Annotated in this window: 19 protein-coding genes; 11 read left to right on the forward strand and 8 right to left on the reverse strand. The window is 50.4% G+C overall.

All coding sequences use genetic code 11. The features are described 5' to 3' along the window. Window positions 1-5: 5 nt before the first annotated feature. Window positions 6-950, reverse strand: a complete 945-nt coding sequence (locus tag GEV47_RS09995; protein ID WP_153234606.1) for a SphA family protein — start codon at window positions 948-950, stop codon at window positions 6-8. Between the two features lie 352 nt (window positions 951-1,302). Between GEV47_RS09995 and GEV47_RS10000 the strand changes: the two genes are divergently transcribed. From GEV47_RS10000 to GEV47_RS10020, 5 genes are all read left to right on the forward strand, one after another. Further along, window positions 1,303-1,716 carry a response regulator transcription factor gene (locus GEV47_RS10000; protein ID WP_153234607.1) on the forward strand — a complete coding sequence of 138 codons (414 nt, stop codon included), beginning with the start codon at window positions 1,303-1,305 and terminating at the stop codon, window positions 1,714-1,716. Window positions 1,717-1,907: 191 nt separating this feature from the next. After that, window positions 1,908-2,690 (forward strand): DUF2092 domain-containing protein, encoded by a 783-nt coding sequence (locus GEV47_RS10005; protein ID WP_153234608.1) that lies wholly within the window; start codon window positions 1,908-1,910, stop codon window positions 2,688-2,690. Between the two features lie 22 nt (window positions 2,691-2,712). After that, on the forward strand, window positions 2,713-3,177 hold the full coding sequence (locus GEV47_RS19380) for a DUF6515 family protein (protein WP_194270629.1): 465 nt from the start codon (window positions 2,713-2,715) through the stop codon (window positions 3,175-3,177). 451 nt (window positions 3,178-3,628) lie between these two features. After that, entirely contained in the window at window positions 3,629-4,306 is a 678-nt protein-coding gene (locus GEV47_RS10015; protein WP_153234609.1) for a response regulator transcription factor, read from the forward strand. 11 nt (window positions 4,307-4,317) lie between these two features. Beyond that, the gene (locus GEV47_RS10020; protein ID WP_153234610.1) at window positions 4,318-6,261 is read left to right on the forward strand and encodes an ATP-binding protein; all 1,944 of its coding nucleotides are present in this window, start codon (window positions 4,318-4,320) and stop codon (window positions 6,259-6,261) included. A 34-nt stretch (window positions 6,262-6,295) separates the two neighbouring features. Here GEV47_RS10020 and GEV47_RS10025 read toward each other — a convergent pair whose 3' ends face one another. The 5 genes from GEV47_RS10025 to GEV47_RS10045 form a co-directional block, all read right to left on the reverse strand. Then, window positions 6,296-7,468 carry an MFS transporter gene (locus GEV47_RS10025; RefSeq protein ID WP_153234611.1) on the reverse strand — a complete coding sequence of 391 codons (1,173 nt, stop codon included), beginning with the start codon at window positions 7,466-7,468 and terminating at the stop codon, window positions 6,296-6,298. Window positions 7,469-7,671: 203 nt separating this feature from the next. Then, window positions 7,672-9,465, reverse strand: a complete 1,794-nt coding sequence (locus GEV47_RS10030; protein ID WP_153234612.1) for an ABC transporter ATP-binding protein/permease — start codon at window positions 9,463-9,465, stop codon at window positions 7,672-7,674. Window positions 9,466-9,635: 170 nt separating this feature from the next. Continuing rightward, window positions 9,636-10,916, reverse strand: a complete 1,281-nt coding sequence (locus GEV47_RS10035) for an NRAMP family divalent metal transporter (protein WP_322741605.1) — start codon at window positions 10,914-10,916, stop codon at window positions 9,636-9,638. Window positions 10,917-11,109: 193 nt separating this feature from the next. Further along, entirely contained in the window at window positions 11,110-11,880 is a 771-nt protein-coding gene (locus GEV47_RS10040; RefSeq protein WP_153234613.1) for a phosphodiester glycosidase family protein, read from the reverse strand. Window positions 11,881-12,125: 245 nt separating this feature from the next. Then, entirely contained in the window at window positions 12,126-12,365 is a 240-nt protein-coding gene (locus GEV47_RS10045) for a hypothetical protein (protein ID WP_153234614.1), read from the reverse strand. A 458-nt stretch (window positions 12,366-12,823) separates the two neighbouring features. On the opposite strand from GEV47_RS10045, the gene GEV47_RS10050 reads away from it, so the two are divergent. From GEV47_RS10050 to GEV47_RS10060, 3 genes are read left to right on the forward strand one after another with little or no spacing between them, the layout of a single operon-like run. After that, entirely contained in the window at window positions 12,824-14,245 is a 1,422-nt protein-coding gene (locus GEV47_RS10050) for an efflux RND transporter periplasmic adaptor subunit (RefSeq protein ID WP_153234615.1), read from the forward strand. Beyond that, window positions 14,242-16,356, forward strand: a complete 2,115-nt coding sequence (locus GEV47_RS10055; protein ID WP_153234616.1) for an ABC transporter permease — start codon at window positions 14,242-14,244, stop codon at window positions 16,354-16,356. The genes GEV47_RS10050 and GEV47_RS10055 overlap by 4 nt, the downstream gene beginning before the upstream one ends. Continuing rightward, window positions 16,349-17,827, forward strand: a complete 1,479-nt coding sequence (locus GEV47_RS10060; protein WP_194270630.1) for an efflux transporter outer membrane subunit — start codon at window positions 16,349-16,351, stop codon at window positions 17,825-17,827. The genes GEV47_RS10055 and GEV47_RS10060 overlap by 8 nt, the downstream gene beginning before the upstream one ends. A 78-nt stretch (window positions 17,828-17,905) precedes the next feature. On the opposite strand, the gene GEV47_RS10065 is transcribed toward GEV47_RS10060, so the two are convergent. Both GEV47_RS10065 and GEV47_RS10070 read right to left on the reverse strand, forming a co-directional pair. Beyond that, a complete protein-coding gene (locus GEV47_RS10065; protein ID WP_153234618.1) occupies window positions 17,906-18,799 on the reverse strand; it encodes a class I SAM-dependent methyltransferase in 894 nt (297 codons plus the stop codon). Between the two features lie 65 nt (window positions 18,800-18,864). Continuing rightward, entirely contained in the window at window positions 18,865-19,560 is a 696-nt protein-coding gene (locus GEV47_RS10070) for a response regulator (protein ID WP_194270631.1), read from the reverse strand. A 612-nt stretch (window positions 19,561-20,172) separates the two neighbouring features. Here GEV47_RS10070 and fae point away from each other — a divergent pair. The 3 genes from fae (at window position 20,173) to GEV47_RS10085 (ending at window position 23,588) form a co-directional block, all read left to right on the forward strand. Next, window positions 20,173-20,691, forward strand: a complete 519-nt coding sequence (gene fae, locus GEV47_RS10075) for a formaldehyde-activating enzyme (RefSeq protein WP_153234620.1) — start codon at window positions 20,173-20,175, stop codon at window positions 20,689-20,691. A gap of 112 nt (window positions 20,692-20,803) precedes the next feature. Then, the gene (locus GEV47_RS10080; RefSeq protein ID WP_153234621.1) at window positions 20,804-21,823 is read left to right on the forward strand and encodes an aldo/keto reductase; all 1,020 of its coding nucleotides are present in this window, start codon (window positions 20,804-20,806) and stop codon (window positions 21,821-21,823) included. A gap of 361 nt (window positions 21,824-22,184) precedes the next feature. Further along, complete coding sequence (locus tag GEV47_RS10085; protein WP_153234622.1) at window positions 22,185-23,588, forward strand: MFS transporter; 1,404 nt, start codon at window positions 22,185-22,187, stop codon at window positions 23,586-23,588. Window positions 23,589-23,654 lie beyond the last annotated feature (66 nt).

Consider the following 23,654-nt stretch of genomic DNA (forward strand, 5'->3'; position numbering starts at 1 on the left):
GCGAATTACAAGAAAAGTAAACTCACACTCAAACCAAGAGAATTACCCTTAGGACGGTTTCTGGCTTCTACATCTGTGACCCAGCGAGCGCTCAGACTGGCAGGCGTACCGCCAAACTTGCCGCTCCAGGTAATGATCGGTCCAAGACCGACGGCTTGTCCCTGGAATCCATTGAGACGATCTGCGATTGGACCTTTATCATCGCCCAGTTGATAAATCACCCCGCCAACTACACCGAGGTTGGTTCCGGTTGCAACCCGTGTGGTCCACATTGCTTCAGTTACCAGCAATGGTGCGTTGGTATAGTCGGTGGCGTGATTGCGCGTATATAACTGCAGCATGCCCATCGCAGTGAATTCGCCGCCATCGCTATACAAATGGGTATAGGCGATCGTTGGCATGAAGGTCCAGTTGTTCTGCCCGAGGTTGGCGAGATTGCTGGCGCTATAGCTAGCACTTGGTGCAAATATCGACAACGACAGCGACATGTGGTCTGTTTTGCTGAAATGTTTGCCAGCGATGATGGGCGTAAGCAAAATATCGCCTATGCCACTGGTCGAATCCGACACTCCAAAACCACTGTTATCGGTAGCGACACTGGCTTTGATCTTCACGAATTCCAGCGGCGCACCGAAAGCAGAGGCAAAATTCCAACTGCCAGTACCAGTATCCCAGATATGCGTGAAGTTAGCCATGTTGTAAGAGACGCTGGCGTCAATACCCGAACTAATCTTCCCCCCCAGCGGTACCTGACGCGAACCACCGATGTCGCCGTTGTAGTTAATGCTAGATATCGACACTCCCCACCCAGGTTCCGGCGGTACGATACCCATGTCGGACGAAATTTGTTCCGCGGTAATAGGCCGCCCGAGTGCATATTCGGTGGCTTGACTACTGGCCGGCCACAAGGCTACCAGTGAACTTGTGATGACCAATAGTTTCCGTAACATCCAATGCTCCCAATTGTGGCAAATATAAGAGCACAGCATGAAGATAAGTACCCGCAATTGCACTTGTCTCTTGGTGACCACGCATATACCCCTTAGTGCAATGACTTTATGGGCGCAAACACCATGCCCAAACGTGCAATCAAAGCGGCCCCACCGAACAATATGCAAGTTTGCGGTCAAGGCTCAGTATGGAAATGAACAAGCGATGCAATTTAATCGCATCACATGATTGCTCTTGAAGCAAAACCGGTAAACGACGACAGCCTGACGATTTGATATTTTGTCCACATCGCATTAATCGTGTCGGCAAAATTAAGGCATCGCGTCGCATGCTCACTCTGGAGGTAAACAAATGAAGGTGAGCGTTAAGCCATGGCAGATAGCAGTGGTTGAAGACGATGACGGACTGCGCAGCGCCATCCTGCGCATGCTCACCACATGTGGCTGGAACTCGGTCGGTTTTCCTGCAGCAGAAAACCTGCTGCGCTCGCCCGTGTTACACGGCCTTGATTGTCTGGTACTGGATCTGTATTTGCCAGGCATATCGGGATTCGATTTTCTCGATGAAATCAAGGTCAGAGGATTGCACATTCCTACGATTCTCATCACCGCGCAGGATGATGAAAAAATCCGATTGCGTGTGCAAGAAACCGATGCGCTATTTTTGCCCAAACCATTTAGCGGCCAGTTGTTGGCGACTACCGTATTGGAGTGCATGAAAAAAGCTGACGCCGACTTAATCACAACCAAAAGGGGGAGTCGATAAAACAACACATGATCTGGCTAACTATTGGTCTGTCAACACACATCACCAGCCATGCCATTTATACCTAGCCATAGCTGGGTACGGAAGCACGGAAATGATGATTACCATCTTGGGCAATAACCGTTTGTCTTGGCGTTTTTCACGCTGAGTCAAATGCAGATATCACATCGAATAACTGTAAAGGAACTTTCATGGATCGCATGCCACTTACCATTCGGTCGTTGCTAGCCATCGCCGCCAGCTGCTTTTCTTTGACGTGCGTGGCGCAGGAGGCCCCGGCGGCTCCTGCAATTGATCCGAATGTGATCAAAGCGTTAGATAATATGGGTGAATATCTACGCACGCTGAACACGTTCGAAATACGTACCGCATCCGTTACTGACGCGCTTCTGGGTGATGATCAGACGGCGCAATACGGCAGTACGGCAATACTAAAAGTACATCGGCCTAACCAGCTGCAGGCAGATACCACCAATGATCGCGGCGATCACAAACTGTTGTATTACAACGGCCGCACCACCACAGTGTACGGCCCGGATACCAAGTTCTATGCCACCGTGCAGGCACCTCCGACATTGAAAGATCTGGTACAAGTATTGGCGCAAAAATACGGTATAGAAGTGCCGCTGACAGATCTGTTCTATTGGGGCACCGAAAAAATCAGCACATCAGATATCAAATCTGCAGATTATCTTGGAGAAGCACTGGTTGATGGCCATTCAACGTCGCACTATGCCATCCGCGAAAAAGATATCGATTGGCAAATCTGGATCGATAACGGCAACAAGCCTTTACCGCGCAAGATGGTCATCACTACAACCAGTGAAAAAACCCATCCGCAACATGCGACTTTGATACGTTGGGATCTGACGCCAAGCTTCGCAGCTGGCACATTCGATTTCAAAGCGCCGGCGGGCTCGCACCGAATCGCCATTGAGACTGCTGACGGAAAAATCGACAGCGTTGACCACTGACATCTATTTGCGGGAGAACGCTATGAATATGAATTATCCTTTGAGAAATCGTCTGTTTTCTATTGCGCTGAGCCTGGCGACAGCGGTGAGCTTTTTCTGCATTAGCACGAATGCTGAAGCCTTTCGCGAAACACGTGATATTGCCCGTACCAATGTTCATGGGAACGCTAATGTGAACCGTAACGTTAACGCCAATGTAAATCGCAACGTGAATGTGAACGTCAATAACAACGTAAATGTGAATGGCCATGGCGGCTACTACAACCATGGCGTCTACTACGATCATCCGGTCGCCACTGCGGCAGTGGTTACCGCAGGTGTCGCCGTAACGGCCGCTGCAATCGGCTCAATGGTGCGCACTCTGCCGCCAAGCTGCAGCACCGTGGTGGTCAACGGACTCGCGTATCAGAACTGCGGCAACGTGTGGTATCAACCACAATACGCCGGAACACAGGTGAATTACGTGGTGGTTAACGCACCGCGCTAATCCATCGCGAGCATCAGAATGCACGGCGTAAATATTGTTGATATTAACGTCGTGCCTTTGCCGCAGCTCTTTTAATTATTACAAATTTAACATAATTGCAGGCAGCTACCAGATCCTGAAAATCACTCGCTAACAATTCCCATCCTCGTGTTCCTCCCCTGAAAGAATGCGTTTTGTAACTCACCATGCTTGATAACAAGTACACCATAGGGCAGTTCTGACTGCCCTTTAGTACATATTTCGCCCGCTAATCACGCGCGATATTCTTGTCATCTTACGAAAGCTCCTAATATATTAATGGAAAAGATACTTCTCACATGCAACTTATTATGATGTAATATGCAATCAAAAGTAACACAATGTAACAATTAATATAGAATCCCAATTAGCGATATCCGGCACCAATCTGCACGAGGCACGATCCTTTTGAATACCATCACGGAGATCACGCATGAACACGTCAGCACTTCAGGATCGCACCGAAATACCCGTCATTCGCATAGTCGATGACGACACCTCATTCAGACGCGCACTTCAGCGCTTATTACAAGTTTCAGGATATAAGGTTAGGGAATACGCTTCAGTCGGCGACCTGTTGCTGGCCGGGATAGGTTCCGAAGATGGCTGCCTGATTCTCGATATCCACATGCCAGGCCCGAGCGGTCTCGATTTGCAGGAAATGCTGGCTGCCGATGGCCATCCACTGCCCGTCATTTTCATGACTGGTGAGGCCACGGTGCACGACTCCATCCGCGCAATGAAAGCAGGTGCTGAAGATTTTCTGCTCAAGCCACTCGATAGCCAGGCTCTGCTAGCTGTTTTGGAAAAAACACTGAGAAATGCTGCCTGCGACTGCCAAGAACGCCAGCGCATCGATGCACTACGAACGCGATACGCTACGCTTAGTCCGCGAGAGCGGCAAGTGTTGGATATGGTCACGAAAGGATCATTGAATAAGCAGATCAGCGCAGCACTCGATGTGGCGGAACGTACGGTCAAGGCGCATCGCGCACGTGTGATGCAGAAAATGGAAGTGCGCACTCTGGCAGAACTTGCACGCATCGTTGAACAACTCCATATCGTCACGGATTCTGTCGCATTGCCCTCCAGAGCAGCACGATATTCTTAACCAGCAGGACAATGCGAATCGGTCCTTCTGGTTATGCATCCATTTTGATGCATGCATACCCTATTCATTTGCGCACAAGCCTCAGCGCTTGTGCAGTTCTTTGCTGCTTGTCGGCATGGGCTTCGGATCAACCGCAGACGAACACCAAGACCATCTTGATCATCAACCCTGATGGAGTACTGTCGGACAATGTACAGGTGGTTGATCGGGCAATGTATGACGTTTTTGCAGGATCTCCGCAACACACGGAGATTCTGTCTCAGCATGTAGTGACACGTCCTGGAGTGGAGAACGAAGCAGAGATACTCGCCTTGGTAAAAGAAAAATACCAGGGACGCCATATAGACCTGATCATTGCACGCGGAGAGCCGGCATTAGACTTTGTAGAGCGCAATGGGGATTACTTGTGGCCGGGTACTCCGGCAATGTTTTTTTCCATTCCTGCAACATCAATTTACTGGCGTGCACGACCGCTTCACAAAAGCGGCATTTTCATTGACGATCATTACGCCGACACACTCGCCCTGATCCGACGGTTGCAACCATCCGTACATCGCATTATTCAGATGAATGTTCCAGGCGCTGATGAAGAAAAGCAAATGCCGCAAACCAACCTATCGTCTGCGGCAAAAAGTGATCTGGCTATCGAAACCCTGCCTGAAATGCCATTACCGACGCTGTTAAAACGTGTGGGCGAACTACCGAATGACACAGCGTTGCTGGTAATGGCAATTGAGGATGACCGCGATGCCCTCCTCCATTCGGCCGGAAATACATTGAAGACTATTTCGACAGCGACAAATACTCCGATGTATGGTCTCCACGAAAGCTATATCGGCAATGGCGTAGTCGGCGGACAAGTGCCGGATCTTGTCAGCCACGGGCGCCAGGCCGCGAAGCTCGCTTTAGAACTGCTGGCACATCCAGATGCGGCACCGATATTCCAGATCACCAGGCAATCGAACTGCGTTGTCGACAATCGACAATTGATGCGTTGGCAATTTGACCCGAATACATTGCCGCAACAATGCGAACGCCGCTTTTATACACCGACCTACTGGGATCGCTTCGGCTGGCAAATAATGACGTTCATATTCATGCTGGCGGCAATTTTGGGATTGCTGCTTTTGTTACAGGCGCAACGCCGCAGAAGAATAGGATCCGATAATGAGGCAGTCCGTCAACGTACAGCTCTCGCGCATGTCGCCAGACTGGGTAGTGTTGGCGAACTGACGGCGTCAATTGTTCACGAAATAAACCAACCGCTCGGCGCTATTTTGGCCAATGTCGATGCTGCCACCATGATGCTGATGCAACAGAAGTCACATGATAAAGAGCTGGTAGCGATTTTGATGGATATCCGCCACGATGATATGCGCGCCAGCCAGATCATTCAGAAACTCAGGACGCTATTGAGCAAACGTACGCTCGAATTAATCCCTCTGTCGCTTAACGAAATCATCGACGCCAGTAAAAGCCTGTTCGGCAATCTGGCAATCCGACATCACTCCACGCTGCAAGTACAGTTGGGTGAAAACCTGCCTTTGATCATGGGAGACAGCACCCATCTCCAACAGGTGCTGACAAATCTGATATCCAATGCGATGGAGGCCATGAGCCAGTTTCCGCCCGAGCAACGCATACTGACATTGATGACCGGAACGGATGAAGCAGGTTTCGTTTTACTGAAAATATCGGACTACGGTCCAGGCATCCCTATAGATGTCCTGCCCAACATCTTTGACTCGTTTTACACCACGAAGCAAGACGGTATGGGAATGGGGCTCGCGATCGTCCAAACCATCGTCCATGCACATCACGGACATATCGAGGTTTCAAACAATCCGCAAGGCGGTGCCACTTTTAGAATTAGAATTCCGGGGCTTTCGTCAACAACGGTAAGCACATTTACTCAGGATCAATCCGACAGATTTCTATCTATGCATTTTGAATGACAAGCAGGATTTTCCGCGAAATTACTCCAATATCCTACTCGCTCGGCGTCATCGCCAGGCTATCATTACGTTCGATCGCCGCCGACCACAACGTCAGGCCCAATGCAAGCACCACCACTACTACGCCGACAAAAGGCAACGTGGTCAACTGGAAACCGGCACTGATTGCCATGCCGCCAAACCAGGCGCCACCCGCATTGCCAAGATTGAAAGCGCCCTGATTCAAGGTCGAAGCCAGATTCGGTGCAGCGCTCGCGCGTTCTACTACCAGCATTTGCAACGGCGGCACAATCGCGAATGCCAGCACGCCCCAGATGAAAATCGTGATCACTGCTGGCAACGGTGTGCGCATGGTCAAGCTAAATATGGTCAGGATGACCGCCAGTGCCACCAGGAAGGCTATCAGCGACGGCATCAAACGCCAGTCGGCCAGTTTACCGCCAAGCGCGCTACCTACCGTCAGGCCGAGCCCGAATACCAGCAGCACCAGCGTCACAGCATGCGGCGTCAGCCCGGTGACATCTTCCAAAATCGGCGTAATGTAGGTGAACACCGAAAACAAACTGGCTGAAGCCAACGCACTGATTCCCAGCACCATCAAGACTTGCTTATCCTTGAGCACGGCGAACTCCTGCAGCAGACTGGTCTTTTGCATTTCGATCTTTTTCGGCAGCCATAGCGCCAACGCAATTGCCGCCAACACGCCGATCACTGTCACCGCCCAAAACGTCGAGCGCCAGCCCAACTGTTGCCCGAGGGCAGTACCAAACGGCACACCGAGCACATTAGCCAGAGTCAAACCGGCAAACATCAGGGCGATCGCCTGCGCGCGCCGGTTCGGCGCCACTAGTCCCGCTGCCACGACCGAGCCGATTCCAAAGAACGCGCCATGGCAAAACGCAGTCACCACGCGCGCCACCATCAGCACAGTGTAATTGGGCGATAAGGCGCACAAAATATTGCCGATAATAAATAGTGCTATCAAGCTCAACAGCGCTGTCCTACGTGGCAGGTTGGCAGTAGCAATCGCCACGATAGGTGCACCTATCGTCACGCCCAGTGCGTAACCGGTCACCAGCATCCCCGCTGCCGGAATCGTCACACCCAGATCACGCGCGACATCGGGCAACAAGCCCATGATGACGAATTCCGTCGTGCCGATGCCGAAAGCGGCAACAGCAAGGGCTAGTAGGGGCAAAGATAGCATTGATAATCATCCGGAAAGGGAACCGCCGACAATATGCTGCGTGGCGGTAAGAGGCGCGCATCGGGAACTTTGGTGCGAAGCGCGATTATATCAACGATGATTTATTTGCGTGAGCGCCGACAGATTTCCGACATGAAACTTGCCGGTTGATGAGGAGAGTGTTGAATTTTTTGTGGCCGTTCCAACGAGCAACAGCCGACAGCTCATAGCAAACTATTCAAACGCCAATTCCCGCCATGCTGCAATATCAGTTCGCTGCCATGGAATACCGTCAGGCTGCTGCGGTGGCCGACGCTGATCAGCATGACATCCGGCAGTTGCTTGCGCAGCAAACTATACATTGCGTGCTCCAGACCTTCGTCCATCGCAGAACTGGCTTCGTCAAGGAAGACCAGTTGCGGCCGATGCAGTAGCACCCGCCCCGGCGCCAACCGTTGCTGTTCGCCTGGCGACAGAATGTTGCTCCACTCGCTCTCCATGTCCAGTTCCGTCACCAGATTTCCGAGTTGTATCTGCTCCAATATCAAGCAAAGCGCGCTATCGTCCGGTTCGGCTGGCTCGGCCAAAGGGTAATACAGGGCCGATCGCAAAGTCCCCAGCGGCAGATAAGGTTTCTGCGGCAAGAACAAGCATTGCTGGCCAGCCGGATAAACAATCTCGCCGCTGGCATATGGCCACAAGCCCGCTATAGCCCGTAACAGCGTGGTTTTACCTACACCGGACGGGCCTCGCACCAACAGTGCGGCACCAGGTGCCAAAACAAGGTTCAGATGTGCGGTCAATATCGCACCGGTCGGGCTTTCGACCGTCAGCGCGTTGACCACGAAATTTTGTCCCTGATACGTAATCTGCGGCATCGTGAGCTGGTCGGCAGCATCGACCGTATCCAGGAAACCGGTGAGACGATTGACGATGGCACGGTAGCCGGCAAAGTCGTCGTATGAGGACCGGAAGAACGACAAGGCGTCCTGAACCTGACCAAAAGCCTGCGCCGTCTGCATCAGATCGCCCAGCGTAATCTGCTTGCTGAAGAAACGCGGTGCCTGCACCATGAATGGAAACACGACGGCCAACTGGTTAATGCCCAGATTGAAACCCTGGAATTTTAGTGAACGAAACACAATTGCCCAAGTATTCGCGATGACATGCGAGAAGCGCTTGAGCAAGGTGCCATGTTCCACCGCTTCACCTCGGAAGAAAGCGATGTTCTCTCCATATTCGCGCAAACGTATCAAAGCATAACGAAAATCAGCGTTCAGTTTTTCACTCAGAAAATTCAACTTGATCAGAGGTCGACCGAGTTTCACCGCAAACACCGTGGCAACCAGCACATACACATAAACCAGAAAAGTCATTGCCCGTGGAATTTCCTCGCCAAACAGCGTGAGTGTGCCGGATAAACTCCACAGTATCAGCGTGAACGAGAACAGTGAAACGGCAGAGCTGACGAGTCCCAGGAATAGCGAGAGTGAGCTACCGACAAAACCGGCGATATCCTGCTGAATACGCTGATCCGGATTATCAGTTCTGTTGGGCAGATGCTGGCTGCGATAGTAAGCCTGCTGCTCCAGCCAGCGCGCCATCAGGTTCTCTGTCAGCCACACACGCCAATGAATCTGAAACGCCTGGTTGAGGTAAAAATTCACCAGCGCGCGCAATACATGGACGCTCGCCAGGACGCCAAACACAGCCAGCAGCGACCAGAACGCAGCAGCGTCGAAATTTTGCAGCGAAGTGTACAAGCCATTGTTCCAGAATGTGAACAAGATATCCATGCGCACCGAGAACAAGGTCATCAGAATCAGCAGCGAAAGTTTTGCCAGTGGCCGCCAGTCGCGGACCGGTGAAAACCAGACCCACGTCACCCGTAAAAACTGTTGTCCCCAAGAGGTAAATTTTCCAAGCAGGGTCGTAATGCAGGCGATTGCCACCATGCTGATGACGAACGCTTTGCAAAGCCAGATGACACTGTCGAGCAGTTGATGATGCCAATCCATTTTGTTTCCGCCGCTTCAAAAAAAGGGACGTCATGCGATGATGCAATAACAAAATCTATTAAACCGGCAACCAATTCATATGTGTCTTCAAGCGGTGTAATTTGAGTAACGATACCTTACTTTGGCATACCGCTTATAAGCAGCATTGATACAAAATACGCTAGAAAATTTTACCCCAATATCCCGGCAATACCGGCGTACAGCCCCAACGCCGCCGTTATCGTAAAAATGATACTGACCACCCTCGCGTATTTCCCCTTAAGACGCAACGATTCGGGCAATTCGGTGCAAGCCAGTCGATATAGGAACCACAGCACGATCGGCAATAACAGTGCATTGACGACACCGGTGGCGATCGAAAGATTAACCAGATTGATACCCGAGCATACCAGTGCACCGCCTGCTAACAACATGACCGCGAATGACGCGTAGAACCAGGGCGCTTCGCGCGGATGCTGTTCCAGCGAATGGCGTACGCCGATAACTTCTCCCACCGACCAGGCAGCAGTCAGGCAGACCACGATGGTCGCTACCAGCGCACCGCCGCTGAGACCGACGGCGAAAACGATGCGTCCGAATGTATTTCCCAGCACAGCCGTAAACGCCTCAGCGATCTGCGGCACATTTTCCAGACCGGTACCGTGCTGACCAAGTGATGCCGCCGCAGCTACCAACACCGCAGCCTGCAATGTCTGACACAAGATTGCGCCAAACAAGGTCTCATATCGGGCGACTTTCAAATGCTTCAGCGACAAGCCTTTATCAATCAATGCCGACTGCTGATAGAACATTGTCCAGGGCATGATGCTGGTACCCAGATTAGCAGCCAGAAGATAAAGATAGCGACTATCGCCCAATGGCATTTTCTGCATCTGATCCAGCATCTGTCCGGTATCGGGATGCGCTTTCCAAGCAACGAACAGGAAAGCCAGTCCGAACAAACCCAAAAGAATCGCGATTCGTTCAACCGAGCGATAAGAGCCGGTCCATGTCATCACGAAGATCAGTATGACAATCAGTGCAATGGTTTGCCAAATGGGGACGCCGAATAATTGCCCGACGCCGGCAAGGCCGCTCATTTGCGTCAGCAATGCGCCGAAACAGCTAATGAGTAAAATTGCCATCGACAAAAAAGCCATGCCGCGCCCGAAGCGCAGACGTATCAATTCGCCGTATCCCTTTCCCGTACCGAGACCGAGCCTGACAGTCAGCTCCTGGGCCATGAATAACAATGGAATAGCAAGAAATTGCAGCAGTAACAGACGATAGCCCCACTCGGCACCGCTTTGCGCGGCCGTAATGACGCTGCCAGCTTCTGTGTCGGCAAGCATGACGACCAGACCTGGACCGACGGTAGCAGCGATACGCCAGAATCGGGTCGCCCTCCCGCCACCAGCCATCATCCGGATCGGCGACTTCGTTCGCTGTGCTTGCTCAGTGCTTGTATCCACGCTAAAGCCTCGTAACTGATTGAATTATTGGCGACAAATAAATTTCATCTCCGTCATTCCTGCGAGCGTTGGAAGCCATGTTGCTTAGCTCAACAAGCCTGGATATAAATCTCCCCAATTTGGATTGGATAAGTCAACACGATGTTAGCGTAGTTTTGGATTTCGTAAAATGGATACGCGCGAATGATAGTTATTACTTTTTTTTCTTGGTGGCGGCAATCAAAACACCAAAATCGGGGCCGATTTCGGCATCTTCTCCTGGGTACATGCGGGAGATGCTGCCGTCGAGATAAAGTGCATCGGTACAGCTAATCTTATCCCGTAAAAACTGTGCAAATTCGTAAAAATTGACGGGTTCACGCGCGATTGCCAGCACAACGTCGTGCGGCGACGTAATGCAGACCGCATTGCGAATCAAGCGATTGTCCGATGCCGCAGAAAACGTTGCATTGATTTTCCCATTCTGCAGCAGCAGCGGTCCCGATTGGGTCGCGTACAGCACACCCGGTAGTAACGCGTCGCGCTCGGCAGCAAAGCGGTCGGTATCGATGATCTCAGCCTTCTTATCGCGTATCAGGAAAATACCGTTCGGCTGTATATAGAAATTGCCATAGGCATTCTTGCGCACGTTCAATTGACGCTGCGTTACGCCATTCTCGATATACAGTCCCAGCGGTCGATAGTCTTGTTGGTAGATACCGGCATTGGTTGCGCACACGACGTCTTCTCCTTGCGCATGCAACCAGGTTTGCAATCGGGAGAATCTGCCAAGCAGCAGTTTATTGTCGTCTTTCCAAAACATCCGCACCGTGTCGCGCAGCAGATCGATCTTACAGACGCTGACCATCAGGTTGGGACTGTTGTATACGATCAATTCTGCGCCACTGGCCCGGCTCGCTGTGAGCGCCAGAAAGCCACAAAAAAATAAGCTGTTCAGGCTCAAATAACGTCTGTTCGATTTCATTAAATTGATTGTTCTGTGCGTGGTAAGCAATACTACAATACTAAATAAGCAATTAAAAAAATACCGCCATCATCCTCGCGAACGCGGGGATCCAAGTTGTGTAAGATGAATTCCCGCGTCCACGGGAATGACGAGGGTGTTTTCAAAAAAAATTTTTGGTCCTTCGTTACGTTAATGCAAAGTTAAAAAAATAAAGCCTAAATAAATAGGCTTTGTAATGCAATTTTTTGCAATGCTACAGTTTTCTAAGTCTTCGAAGCCCCATTCTTCCACAATCGAGGCCCGCCATCGCCGTAACGGTCGTCAAAGCGCTTTAACAACGCCTCGCATCCAGCATCCGATAGCCAAAGGTAAGTGTCGCCTTTTTCGATTGTTGCGTATTGCTCACCCGCTTTCGCAAGGTCATCGGAGATATGAAAATCCTGAACCCATTTGTCTTCTTGTTGTTTTTTTACTATATCAACAGTCGATAATGCTTTCGTCATTTCACTCTCCTCTGGTCAGCAATGTAATGAGAGACAACTCGCTCGGGCAGCAATGGATTAAGTCAATGTCACGAACCAGTCATAATAATGATGAGTTTATCCTCTCTGGAATTTACTTGTATTTTTTCTGCAGACTAATTTCTGATCCGCTCAACAAAATCTGAAATAGTTTCCACCCTGACAAAAATCCATACGCTCTCCGAATCACTCTGCGTCAATTTGCTTACATAACGTGGTGAGCAATACTACGTTACAAATATCCCCTCCCTAGTTACAAAAGTGTTCTCGTGGCAATAAGCAGCTTACATGTGGCAGGTTTAATAGAGTCTCTGTGGGACAAAGTTTAAGCACTGTAGGACTTATGCATGTGCCCCAGCAAGGCGTGCCGTGCGGCAAGTAGGCACAACGCCGCTGGGGCGGTTTTGCGTAAATCCACATTCATGTAAAAGGTTGGCGTCGTGAGTAAAGAAAATTTGAGTCGGGTAGCTAAGCCTTATCTACAACGCTATCTGCTCCGAAAAGCCGGGCTTTGGGTGGTAGTCATATTGTTACTGGCAGCTGTAGGTTTTACTTATTATCAGTGGGCAAGTAACCGTGACAAACCGCATTTCGTCACTGCCGACGTGACTAAGGGTGATATTGAACGTTCAGTTAATGTCACTGGCTCCATCAATCCGCGCGTCACCGTTCAGGTTGGCTCCTATGTATCGGGCACCATCAAATCACTGACTTGCGACTTCAACTCGCAAGTCAAAGCCGGGCAAATTTGCGCCAAGATAGACCCGTCCACTTTTCAGGTGGCCGTCGACCAAAATACCGCGCAATTAAATAGCGCCCGCGCGCAGTTGAACAAGGACGAATCGGCACTCGCTTACGCGAAAGACGTGTTTGATCGTGATACCAAACTTCGCGCTGATGGCATCGTGGCGCAAGAGGTCCTCAATAACGATAAGAATGTCTATCAGCAAGCCACGTCACAAATTGCGTTAGACAAAGCTGCCATCGTTGCGCAACAAGCATCGCTCAAATCGGCCATGGTCAATCTCGGTTACACCGACATCGTATCGCCGGTGACTGGCACGGTGCTGACACGTAATGTCGATGTAGGACAAACGGTAGCTTCCAGCTTACAAACCCCGACCTTGTTTTTGATTGGTAAAGATCTGACCAAAATGCAGGTCGATGCGAACGTTAGTGAAGCTGACGTTGGTCGCATCAAGGTTGATCAAGATGTTACGTTCTCGGTGCAGGCTTATCCCGATAAAACCTTTGAAGGAACGGTGAAGCAGATTCGCCGTGGGCCAATCACAGTACAAAATGTCGTTACTTACGATGTCGTGGTGTATGTCGATAATCCCGATTTACTGCTATTTCCCGGCATGACTGCTGATGCAGAAATTGTCACTGACTCACGTGAAGAAGTGTTGCAAGTCCCGCTTGCTGCAACCCGTTTTGTACCCGATCCAGCCGATATTTCGGACTCAGAATTTCACTCAGGCGGTGGCGGCCGTCGGAGAAATCCGGATGGAACGCGTCCTGATCGTAGCACTGGGGATAGCACTGATCATTCGCACAATAGCGCGCGTCAAAATGATCAGGCAGCGCAGGATAATCAAGAGGAAAATCCGCACCCGGCGTCTGCGAAGAAGCACGCCCGGGTTTGGGTACTGCGCGACGGCAAATTGCATCCAGTATGGATTACAACCGGTTTGGATGATGGCGAGTCGATCGAAGTAGTGGCTGGCAAATTGCAAGAGGGCGATAAGGTCATTATCAAAGAAGTACATCCAACAGAGGCAAAAAGTGCACCGATGCAGTCGCCCTTGAATCAGACAGGACGACGCGGTGGCGGTATGGGGATGGGACGAGGACGATCATGATAACGGCAGCAAAGCCAGATAGCGGGCTCCATGAGTCCGCTGATCTGGTGATCGATGTTCAAAATCTGACCCGCACTTATCAAGTCGGATCACAAGAAGTGCATGCCTTGCGCGGCGTGAGCTTTAGCATAGAACGCGGCGAGTTTGTCGCCATTATGGGCGCATCTGGCTCCGGTAAGTCTACGCTGATGAACCTGATTGGTTGTCTTGACCAAACGACCGGTGGTACTTATTTGCTGGAAGGCGTGGATGTTGCCAAATTAGATGAACAAGCACTGGCAAAAATACGCAGTCATCGGGTTGGCTTTGTGTTTCAGAGTTTCAATCTGCTGCCACGTACCACTGCCGCCGAAAATGTGTCGCTTCCGTTATTTTATTCGGGGCAGTTAGCCGATAGCGAAGAAAGGGTCAAACAGACGCTCACGCTATTGGGTTTGGGCGACCGACTCAATAATCGCCCCAATCAACTGTCTGGCGGACAGCAACAGCGGGTAGCGCTGGCGCGCGCGCTGATTAATAATCCTGCCATTTTGCTGGCCGATGAGCCAACCGGTAATCTGGATTCAGCGACCGCGAACGAAATTATGAGTTTGCTGCAAAAACTCAATCGTGAAAACGGTCTGACCATTATTCTGGTCACGCATGAACAGGAAATGGCCGATTTCGCTGATCGCACCATTACTCTACGCGACGGGTTGATGCTGTCTGATGTTCGAAAATCGGCAGTAAAAAATACCAGCCAACGTGTCATCACAAATATTGCACCAGCTGCCGCATCGTCCAAATTAAGCTTCACCGAAGTGCTGTCGTTTCTGATGATGGTCTGCGTTGCTGCGTTAAGCGCCATTGGTCGTAACAAATTGCGTTCGGCACTGACCATGCTCGGTATTTTTATCGGTGTGTGCGCGTTGATTATTATGCTGGCAGTTGGTGAAGGTGCGCGTGCAGCAGTGCAAGAGCAACTGAAAAGTCTCGGAACTGATTTACTGATTGTCTTGCCGGGCTCGACTCGCGGCGGCGGTGTGCGCGGTGGTTCGGGTAGCGCATCTTCGCTCAAAGTCGCGGACGGCGAGGCGATTCTGGCAGAAAATTCAGCCGTGGGTGCTGTCGCTTACGTGAATCGCCAATCCGCACAGGTAGAGAACGGTGACGAGAACTGGTCCACCAGCGTGCAAGGTGTTACGCCGAGCTATTTGACGATACGCAATTGGGCACTCTCAGCAGGCAGACTGATCAGCGACGAAGATGAGCGCGATGGTAAAGCGGTCTGTATTCTGGGGCAAACCGTGGTCGACAATCTATTTGGTGACGGTCAGAATCCCATTGGCGCCACCGTGATTGTGAAGAATGTGCCGATGGAAGTGATCGGCGTGTTGGCAGTCAAAGGCCATGCCGCTTCCGGCCAGGATCAGGACGATGTGGCGTTGATTCCATTTCACACATCGCAAGTCCGTGTGCTGGGCGTGTCGCAACCATCAACCAGCATGACCCAAGGCAGTACGGTGTATCCGGCACCGCCTAATCCATTCAACATTCAACCGAAGTTACAGGGTTTTGTGCAAACCATGTATGTCCAGGCACGCAGCCCGGAATTGGTAAAAACGGCCTTGCAGCAAGTCACCCAAACGCTGGAGCGACGGCATCGTATCAAACCCGATCATGATGATGATTTCAGCGTCCGCGATCTCACTGAAATTGCCGAAGTGGCGGATCAAAACAGTCGCGTCATGGAGTTATTACTTGCCGCTATTGCCTCAATTTCCCTGATCGTCGGCGGAATTGGCATCATGAATATTTTGCTGGTCTCAGTCACGGAACGTACGCGCGAAATCGGTATCCGCATGGCCATAGGCGCGAAGCGATCTCATGTATTGCTGCAATTTCTGATGGAAGCAACGCTATTGAGCCTGATTGGCGGTGGCATTGGGGTATTAGCGGGTATTGCGGGCTCCCAGATCATCGCCAAAGTCGCCCACTGGCCTACCCTGCTACATACCAGTGTGATTGTTGGCGCATTTTGCTTCTCTGCGGCCATTGGCATGTTTTTCGGATTTTATCCTGCGCGCAAGGCGTCTCTTCTCAACCCTATTGATGCGCTACGTTATGAATAAACATCGGAATAAACTTGCACCCACCAAACTAGTATTGCTAGCCATCGCAGCAGGCCTTGCCGGTTGCACTGTCGGGCCGGACTTCGTGCGTCCGGCAGCGCCAAATTTCAGTTCTTACGACAACGATCAGACGCCTGCCGCGACATCGACACAAAACGCAACTTCACCTGTCGCACTAGGGCAAACCTTGCCTGCGCAATGGTGGGAACTGTTTCGTACACCGGCGTTAACGGAAGTGCTTAATCAGGCCATAGGCGCCAATCAAACCTTGGTCGCTGCGCGTGCAACGCTGGCCCAAGCACAAGAGACTATCGTACAGGCGCGTTCAACCTGGTACCCTACTGTCAGCATTGGCGCATCTGCCGGAAGAAGTATCATCGGTTCCGGCACCAATCAATTTACACAAGGCCAAAGCTTTAACCAGTTTTCACTGGGTCCATCCGTCAGCTATACCTTTGACATAGCCGGACAAACCGCGCGCACCGTAGAACAAGCCAAAGCCAACGCGGAAAATCAACACTATCAATTAGCAGCGGCCTATTTGACGCTCACCAGTTCTGCTGTGACACAAGCCATCACCCTGGCTGTCACGCAGAAACTACTCACCACGACGGAAGAGCTGATCAGGAACGACGAGAAAAATCTGGAGCTGGTGCAGAAATCATTCCTTATCGGCACCGCTGCGCAAACCGACGTACTGACAGCGCAATCGCAACTTGAGAATGATCGCACGCAACTACCCGCATTGCATCAACAGCTGAGTGTCGCCCGCCATGCATTGGCAGTATTGGTAGGGCAAGCGCCATCGCAATGGCACACACCCGATTTTGATTTTGATACTTTCAAGATGCCCGATACGCTACCCGTCAGCCTGCCATCCGAATTGGTGCGTCAACGTCCTGATATTCTGTCCGCAGAAGCACTATTGCACGCCGACAGCGCTGCCATCGGCATCGCTACGGCACAACTCTATCCGAGCTTGACCTTGTCGTTATCAGACACCTACCAATCGACAATACTTAACCAGTTACTCACCAACGCCAGCAAAGCATTAGGTGCATCCACTGACGGCAATTGGACCTTGTTTCAGGGCGGTTCGCTACAGTCACAAAAACGTGCTGCGGTTGATGCTTACAACGCACAATTGGCCATCTATCGCCAAACAGTTTTAGTCGCATTTGGTCAGGTCGCCGATGCATTGCGTGCGATCGACAATGATGCGGAGTCACTACGATTGTCACAAAATGCATTACAGATTTCGACCACATCGCTGCGCCTGCAACGGGCCAGCTACAGCGCTGGAAAATCTAATGTCTTGCAGTTGATCACTGCAGAAAATTCTTACGCGCAAGCGAGTATGAATTACGTTCGCGTGCAAGGGCAGCGGTTGCAAGATTGCGTTACGTTGTTTGCGGCGCTGGGAGGGAATTGGCAGGCTAAAGAAGGAATAGGTTTATCGGCTGATAAGTAAGCCCAATTAGCCCATTTGAAAATTGTCGTCGTTCCCGCCTGTGCGGGAACGGCTGATATAAATTATATTGAACAGAGATTATCCTGCAAAAAACCGCTGCTGCATTTCTTCCAAACCCAGCGTCGACAACACTTCTTGCAAACGTTCTGTCGGGCGCTTCCGTGGCAAATCTTTATAGGTGGCGATAATCAATTCATTCTTCATTGAATGTTCCCAGCCCACCAATTCCGTGACGCTGACTTGATAACCGTGCGCTTCCAATTGCAGGCAACGTAATACGTTGGTTACCTGGCTACCAAATTCACGAGTGTGTATCGGATGCCGCCATATTTCTGTCAGCGCGTCTTTCGCCAAAGACTTGCCTTTATTTTTCTTTAATACCGATGCCACTTCCGCCTGGCAGCAAGGCACCAGCACCATGTGCTTCGCTTGCTTTTTCAGCGCAAATGCTATCGCATCATCTGTCGCAGTATTGCAGGCATGCAAAGCCGTCACCATATCGATGCGTTCTGGCAGCAAGTCTGATTCGGTTGAAGCAGCAACCGATAGATTCAGGAAAGACATGCCGGGAAAATCTAATCGTTGCGCCAGTTCTTGCGATTTTTTAACTAGCTCTTCGCGCGTTTCTATCCCATAAATATGCGATTGATCATTTAGCATTTTAAAGAAGAGATCGTACAAAATAAATCCTAAATAGGATTTCCCTGCACCATGATCAACCAGTTGAATATCTACGTGATCGCGCTTGATTTCCTCTAACAGCGGTTCGATGAATTGGTATAGGTGATAAACCTGTTTGAGCTTGCGACGGCTGTCTTGATTCAACTTGCCATCACGCGTCAATATGTGCAGCTCCTTTAGCAATTCATGCGATTGCCCAGGGCGAATCTCGTGCTTATCGTTATTCAACGTAGATAAACTGACATCTTCGGATTCTGTTTTTTTACTATTTTGCTTTGTGATATTTTTCATACTTTTTGCATTCCTGGCGGCAGCGCATTGTGCTGCAATGCCACCAGTATACCGGCTTAACGGCTTCAACTACTGCCTGTAGCGTGTGCCAATACCGATAAAGTAAGCATCTTCGGTTCTGGCACCGCGACAAAATGCTCCCCCAAAGGAGCATCAATACCCCGCGCATAACGCCCTAGTTCGATGTCATTTTGCAGTCCCATTTTTTTCATCGCGGACGTTTTTTGCAGACCAACCGTTTTGACACTTTTATTTAAACGCTTTGCAATTTCATGCAGGGTGAGACCTTCTACGTATAGGCGCAACACTTCGGTTTCTCGTGGGGTAGGCATTTTCACCAATGGGCCAGCGCGTAACATGTTACGAATCGATGTCCCGATGTAATGCGCATTCTGACCTTCACCCTGAATCGCATGGCCCAGCTCCGCCATCTCATCACTCACGTGTAGCAAGCCATTTACCCCGCCTTTGATAATTTGGTACAGCACCGCTGGCATGGCATTCATTGTGAAAACAATCACCCATAGCGCCGGATAATGTCGCTTAACATAGGACAACAGCGTTAAGCCATCGCAAATACGACTGATCGGCATGGAGAAATCCATAATCAAGATATCGCACTGCGTATCCGTTAATCGGGCCACCAATTGATCCGTCGTGGCAACCGTTGCGGTAATGTTAAACCCTGGCGAGCGCTCAATATAAGAGCGGACGCCAGCAACAATAATGGGATGATGATCAGCTAAAATAATTTGCCTCATAGTTTTATATGAGCACGTCCCGGTTGCCGCGACTCGCGGCATCCATTCAAATGCACATCCTTTTATGCAGGACTAAAGTAATGTTGCCCCGAGCAGGCATGACGACTGGCGCACCACGGTCATTGCACTGATGGAGTACATGCTTCATTTCCTGTAAATGAATATCTGCCGGTTCGCGATCTGCTTACTAGCCTAGCGCTACCCCAGCCTCCCTGATACAAACGGTCATGTTTCTGGTTATCCATATCTACACAGCTTTCGGTGCTTTAGCACTGTTTTGATCGTTATCAACAATTACATATTAAATAACTTATTTTTAGATTATCCCAATAAGCGCCAAAAGTGCATAAGGTCCAACTTAATATTTTTTTGGAAACATCCTGCGTCTGAATGAATCGGCCTAATCGCTCCATTCCCTGTTTGAAAATATTGCTGATTGGATGCCTTTTTCTCATGCTAGAGGTGAAAATTTATCGTTTGCTCAGGTCATGACTCAACTCCGACAATAGCTTCACCGTCTGCCGTCTCCCGTTTGCAGGGAGCACAGTCCAGCTTTTGGCTATGCAATTTTTTAGCTATCGATTTTTAATAATTCCAAAAACGGAGATACGCATGAGTGCAGCAAACAACAAACAACTTTATATCGGTGAAGGTTTCGAAGGCCCTGGCGTCAATCTTTGCCACGTCAATGTTTTAATCGGCCCACGTAATGGCCCTGCAGGATTAGCGTTTGCGACTGCGTTGGCCACACCAACAGCGGGCCACGCACCTTTTGTCGTCATTGCCCGCCCTGGTATTCCTACCAAACCGGCGACCTTATACGTTAACAAGGCGCAGATTGTGAATGACTTCCATGGCAATGCTACCTGGGGTGCCTCGCAAGCGGGCATCGCTAAAGCGGTTGCCGAATCACTGGAAAGCGGCATGTTGCCGCCTGAAGCAGAAGATGACTGGGTCGTCGTCACGGCTAATTGGGTCAACCCCGGCGCAGATGATCTCGATGCTGTATTTCTGAATCACTATAACGGCACCAAAAACGCCATCAAAGCTGCCATGCTGGGCCTACCGAAAAAAGAGGAAGTCTTCGCGGCAGCACGTCAAGTCAGCAACCCTTTCTACACGCCTAAATAAATCACGGTAGCGCTCTCCTGCTTGACCTTCTCCCACTTACCAAAGCATGGGCGGGCAGGAGCAAAACATCAAACAGCAAAACAAAGAATATCTACAATAATCAGGAGATTTTATGGAATATGTACGTCTCGGCCAATCCGGCTTGAAAGTGTCCAAACTGTGCCTTGGCACAATGAACATGGGCACGCCTGACTGGAAGCCTTGGATTTTTGATGAAAAGCAAAGCGAACCTATCGTTCGTCATGCGCTTGATGCTGGCGTCAACTTTATCGATTTGGCCGACTTTTATTCCACCGGTGTGAATGAGGAAGTGTTGGGGCGTATCTTGAAACGCAATGCGCGTCGGGAAGAAATCGTCGTCACCACTAAAGTCGGTTACGACATGGGTTCGTACCCTAACGCCGGCGGCCATTCGCGCAAGCATGTGATGGATGGAATTGATGGCTCGTTAAAACGGCTCGGCATGGAGTATGTTGATATTTTCATGCTGCACTATTTTGACATTAACACGCCCATCGAAGAAACCATGGGTGCACTTAATGACATCGTTCGCTCAGGAAAAGCGCGCTACATCGGCGTGTCAACCATGACCACCTGGCAGCTCGCAAAAATCCTGCAAGTCTGTGAGCGTAACGGCTGGGACAAACCCATCAATATGCAATTGCAATTGAATCTGGCTTATCGCGAAGAAGAACGCGAAATGATTCCGTACTGTCAGGATCAGGGAATCGGTGTATCGGTGTTCAGCCCGCTCGCACGTGGTTTGCTGACTGGTGATGCGAAGTCCACACGCAATCAAACCGATTTCTTCACCGAACAAATGTATGGTGATGAAGCATCCCACCGTATCGCCGAATCGGCTCAGCGCGTCGCCGCACGTCGCGGTGTTTCTGCAGCCCAGATTGCACAATCTTGGGTCGTCAATCACAGCGGTATTTCAAGCATGCTGGTAGGCGCTGATACGCCGGCGCAATTTGATAGCGCTTTAGCAGCGCTAGAAACCAAACTGGATGCTGACGAAATATACGAACTCGAACGTAATTACACGCCTTGTGACGTCATTAACGATTACACCGCGGGCAAAAGAATCGCCCGATTCGCACGCCCGGCCAAAGGATTTTTTGCGGGATAAGTATTGTAGGGAAACGCGTAAATCACTATGAGGTATCGTGTAAAGCGGCAAATTTATTGCCATAAAAATATTTTTGCCTGCTTTTTTCCTTAGAATATCAAAATGTCATTTTTGGCCAGTCTAACAATTTGCGATTTGTGCCGGCCAAATCTTTTTCGATGAAATCCGTAACGAAGTCCCTTGTGCCCTTCGCCATCCCTGCATTGCGAATAACCGTCACAGGTAAACCCATTCCAATTTCAGTTCGTTTGTGAACGCAGCTAAAGCTAGCAGACACGCGTAGTAAGGGCTAAAAACAAAGTTGCATTAATAGTATCGAAATGGATTGAGGCCTGCGCCCAGACAACTTGAGGTAACCAGCATGAGTAGTTATAACAGCGCCACAGCACCGAGCAGTCTCGCACCAGCAAATCCACCGTCGCATAAAACACATCAGCGATCCAGCGACCCAACAGGAAAAGGCCGCATCGCCCTTGACGATGTACCGGTAAACGGTTTTCATATCAAAATCGCTGGCCTTACTTTTGGCGCACACTTAACCGAAGGTTACGCGCTTGGCACTATTGGCTTCGCACTCGCTTCGCTGCAGCAACAAATTCATATAGATGCCTGGTGGATGGGTTTGCTGGGCAGCTCGGCATTAATCGGGATTTTCTTTGGCAGCCTTTTGTTCGGCTGGCTTTCAGATCGCATGGGGCGGCAAAAAATCTTCCTCACCAGTTTCATCATCATTACGATCGCCGCCTTCGCGCAATTCTATGCTGAGACAGCCCTACAGCTATGTATCCTGCGCTTTCTGATTGGCATCGGCATGGGCGGTGATTTTAGCGTCGGCCATACTTTGCTTGCCGAATTTTCTCCGCGCAAACACCGTGGCACATTATTAGGTTCATTCAGCGTGATCTGGACCGTGGGTTACGTCGCCGCCAACGTGATTGGTTTGTTCTTTGCTGATGCCTCTCCCGATGCCTGGCGCTGGCTGCTGGCTTCTGCCGGTATTCCTGCATTAATTGTGTTGATCTTGCGTGCCGGTACGCCAGAGTCGCCACGCTGGCTGTTAAGCAAAGGACGCAAAGCCGAGGCAGAGGCCATCGTGCATAAATTTTTCGGCCCCAATGTCTGGCTGGATGGCGGCAGCGCTAAAGAGCATGCGCACACTGGCTATGCACGCTTGTTCCAGAAAGACATGATCCGCCGCACCTTGTTTAATTGCATCTTCTTCGTGTGTCTGGTGATTCCTTATTTTGCGATCTATACCTTCTTGCCGTTGATCCTGAAAACCGTCGGCTTAAACGAAGATCATACAACCGACTTTATGCTCAATGGCTTGCTGATGGCAGGCGCGCTGCTCGGTATCTGGTTGACGATTAAACTATCGCGACGATTTTTCCTGATAGGGTCATTTGCAATCTTAACCGTGGCTTTATTGGCTTTAGCCTTCACGCCACAGAGCGCTTCCGTCGCCATGATCGTTGCCTTTGCTGTCTTTACCCTGATCATGTCGGCAGTCAGTAATCTGGTTGGCGTATTTCCACCAGAATGCTTCCCCACTGAAAGTCGTGCTTGCGGTGTTGGCATGGCGGTGGCGATTAGTCGTTTGGGATCAGCTATCGGTACATTTTTGCTACCGGTGGGTGTCGCTCAATTCGGATTTAGCATCACGATGATGATCTTGGCGGCAATTTTGGTCATCGGCATGATCGTCTCCATCATATGGGCGCCGGAAACTAAATCATTGACGTTAAATCAGGCCGCTGGGGAATAACGCCACGCATCATTCGTCTTATTGAAAACGGCTTGAGCAATGGTGTTGTTCAGGCCGTTTTCATTT

The sequence above is a fragment of the Glaciimonas soli genome (assembly GCF_009497155.1).
Classification (GTDB): Bacteria; Pseudomonadota; Gammaproteobacteria; order Burkholderiales; family Burkholderiaceae_D; genus Glaciimonas; species Glaciimonas soli.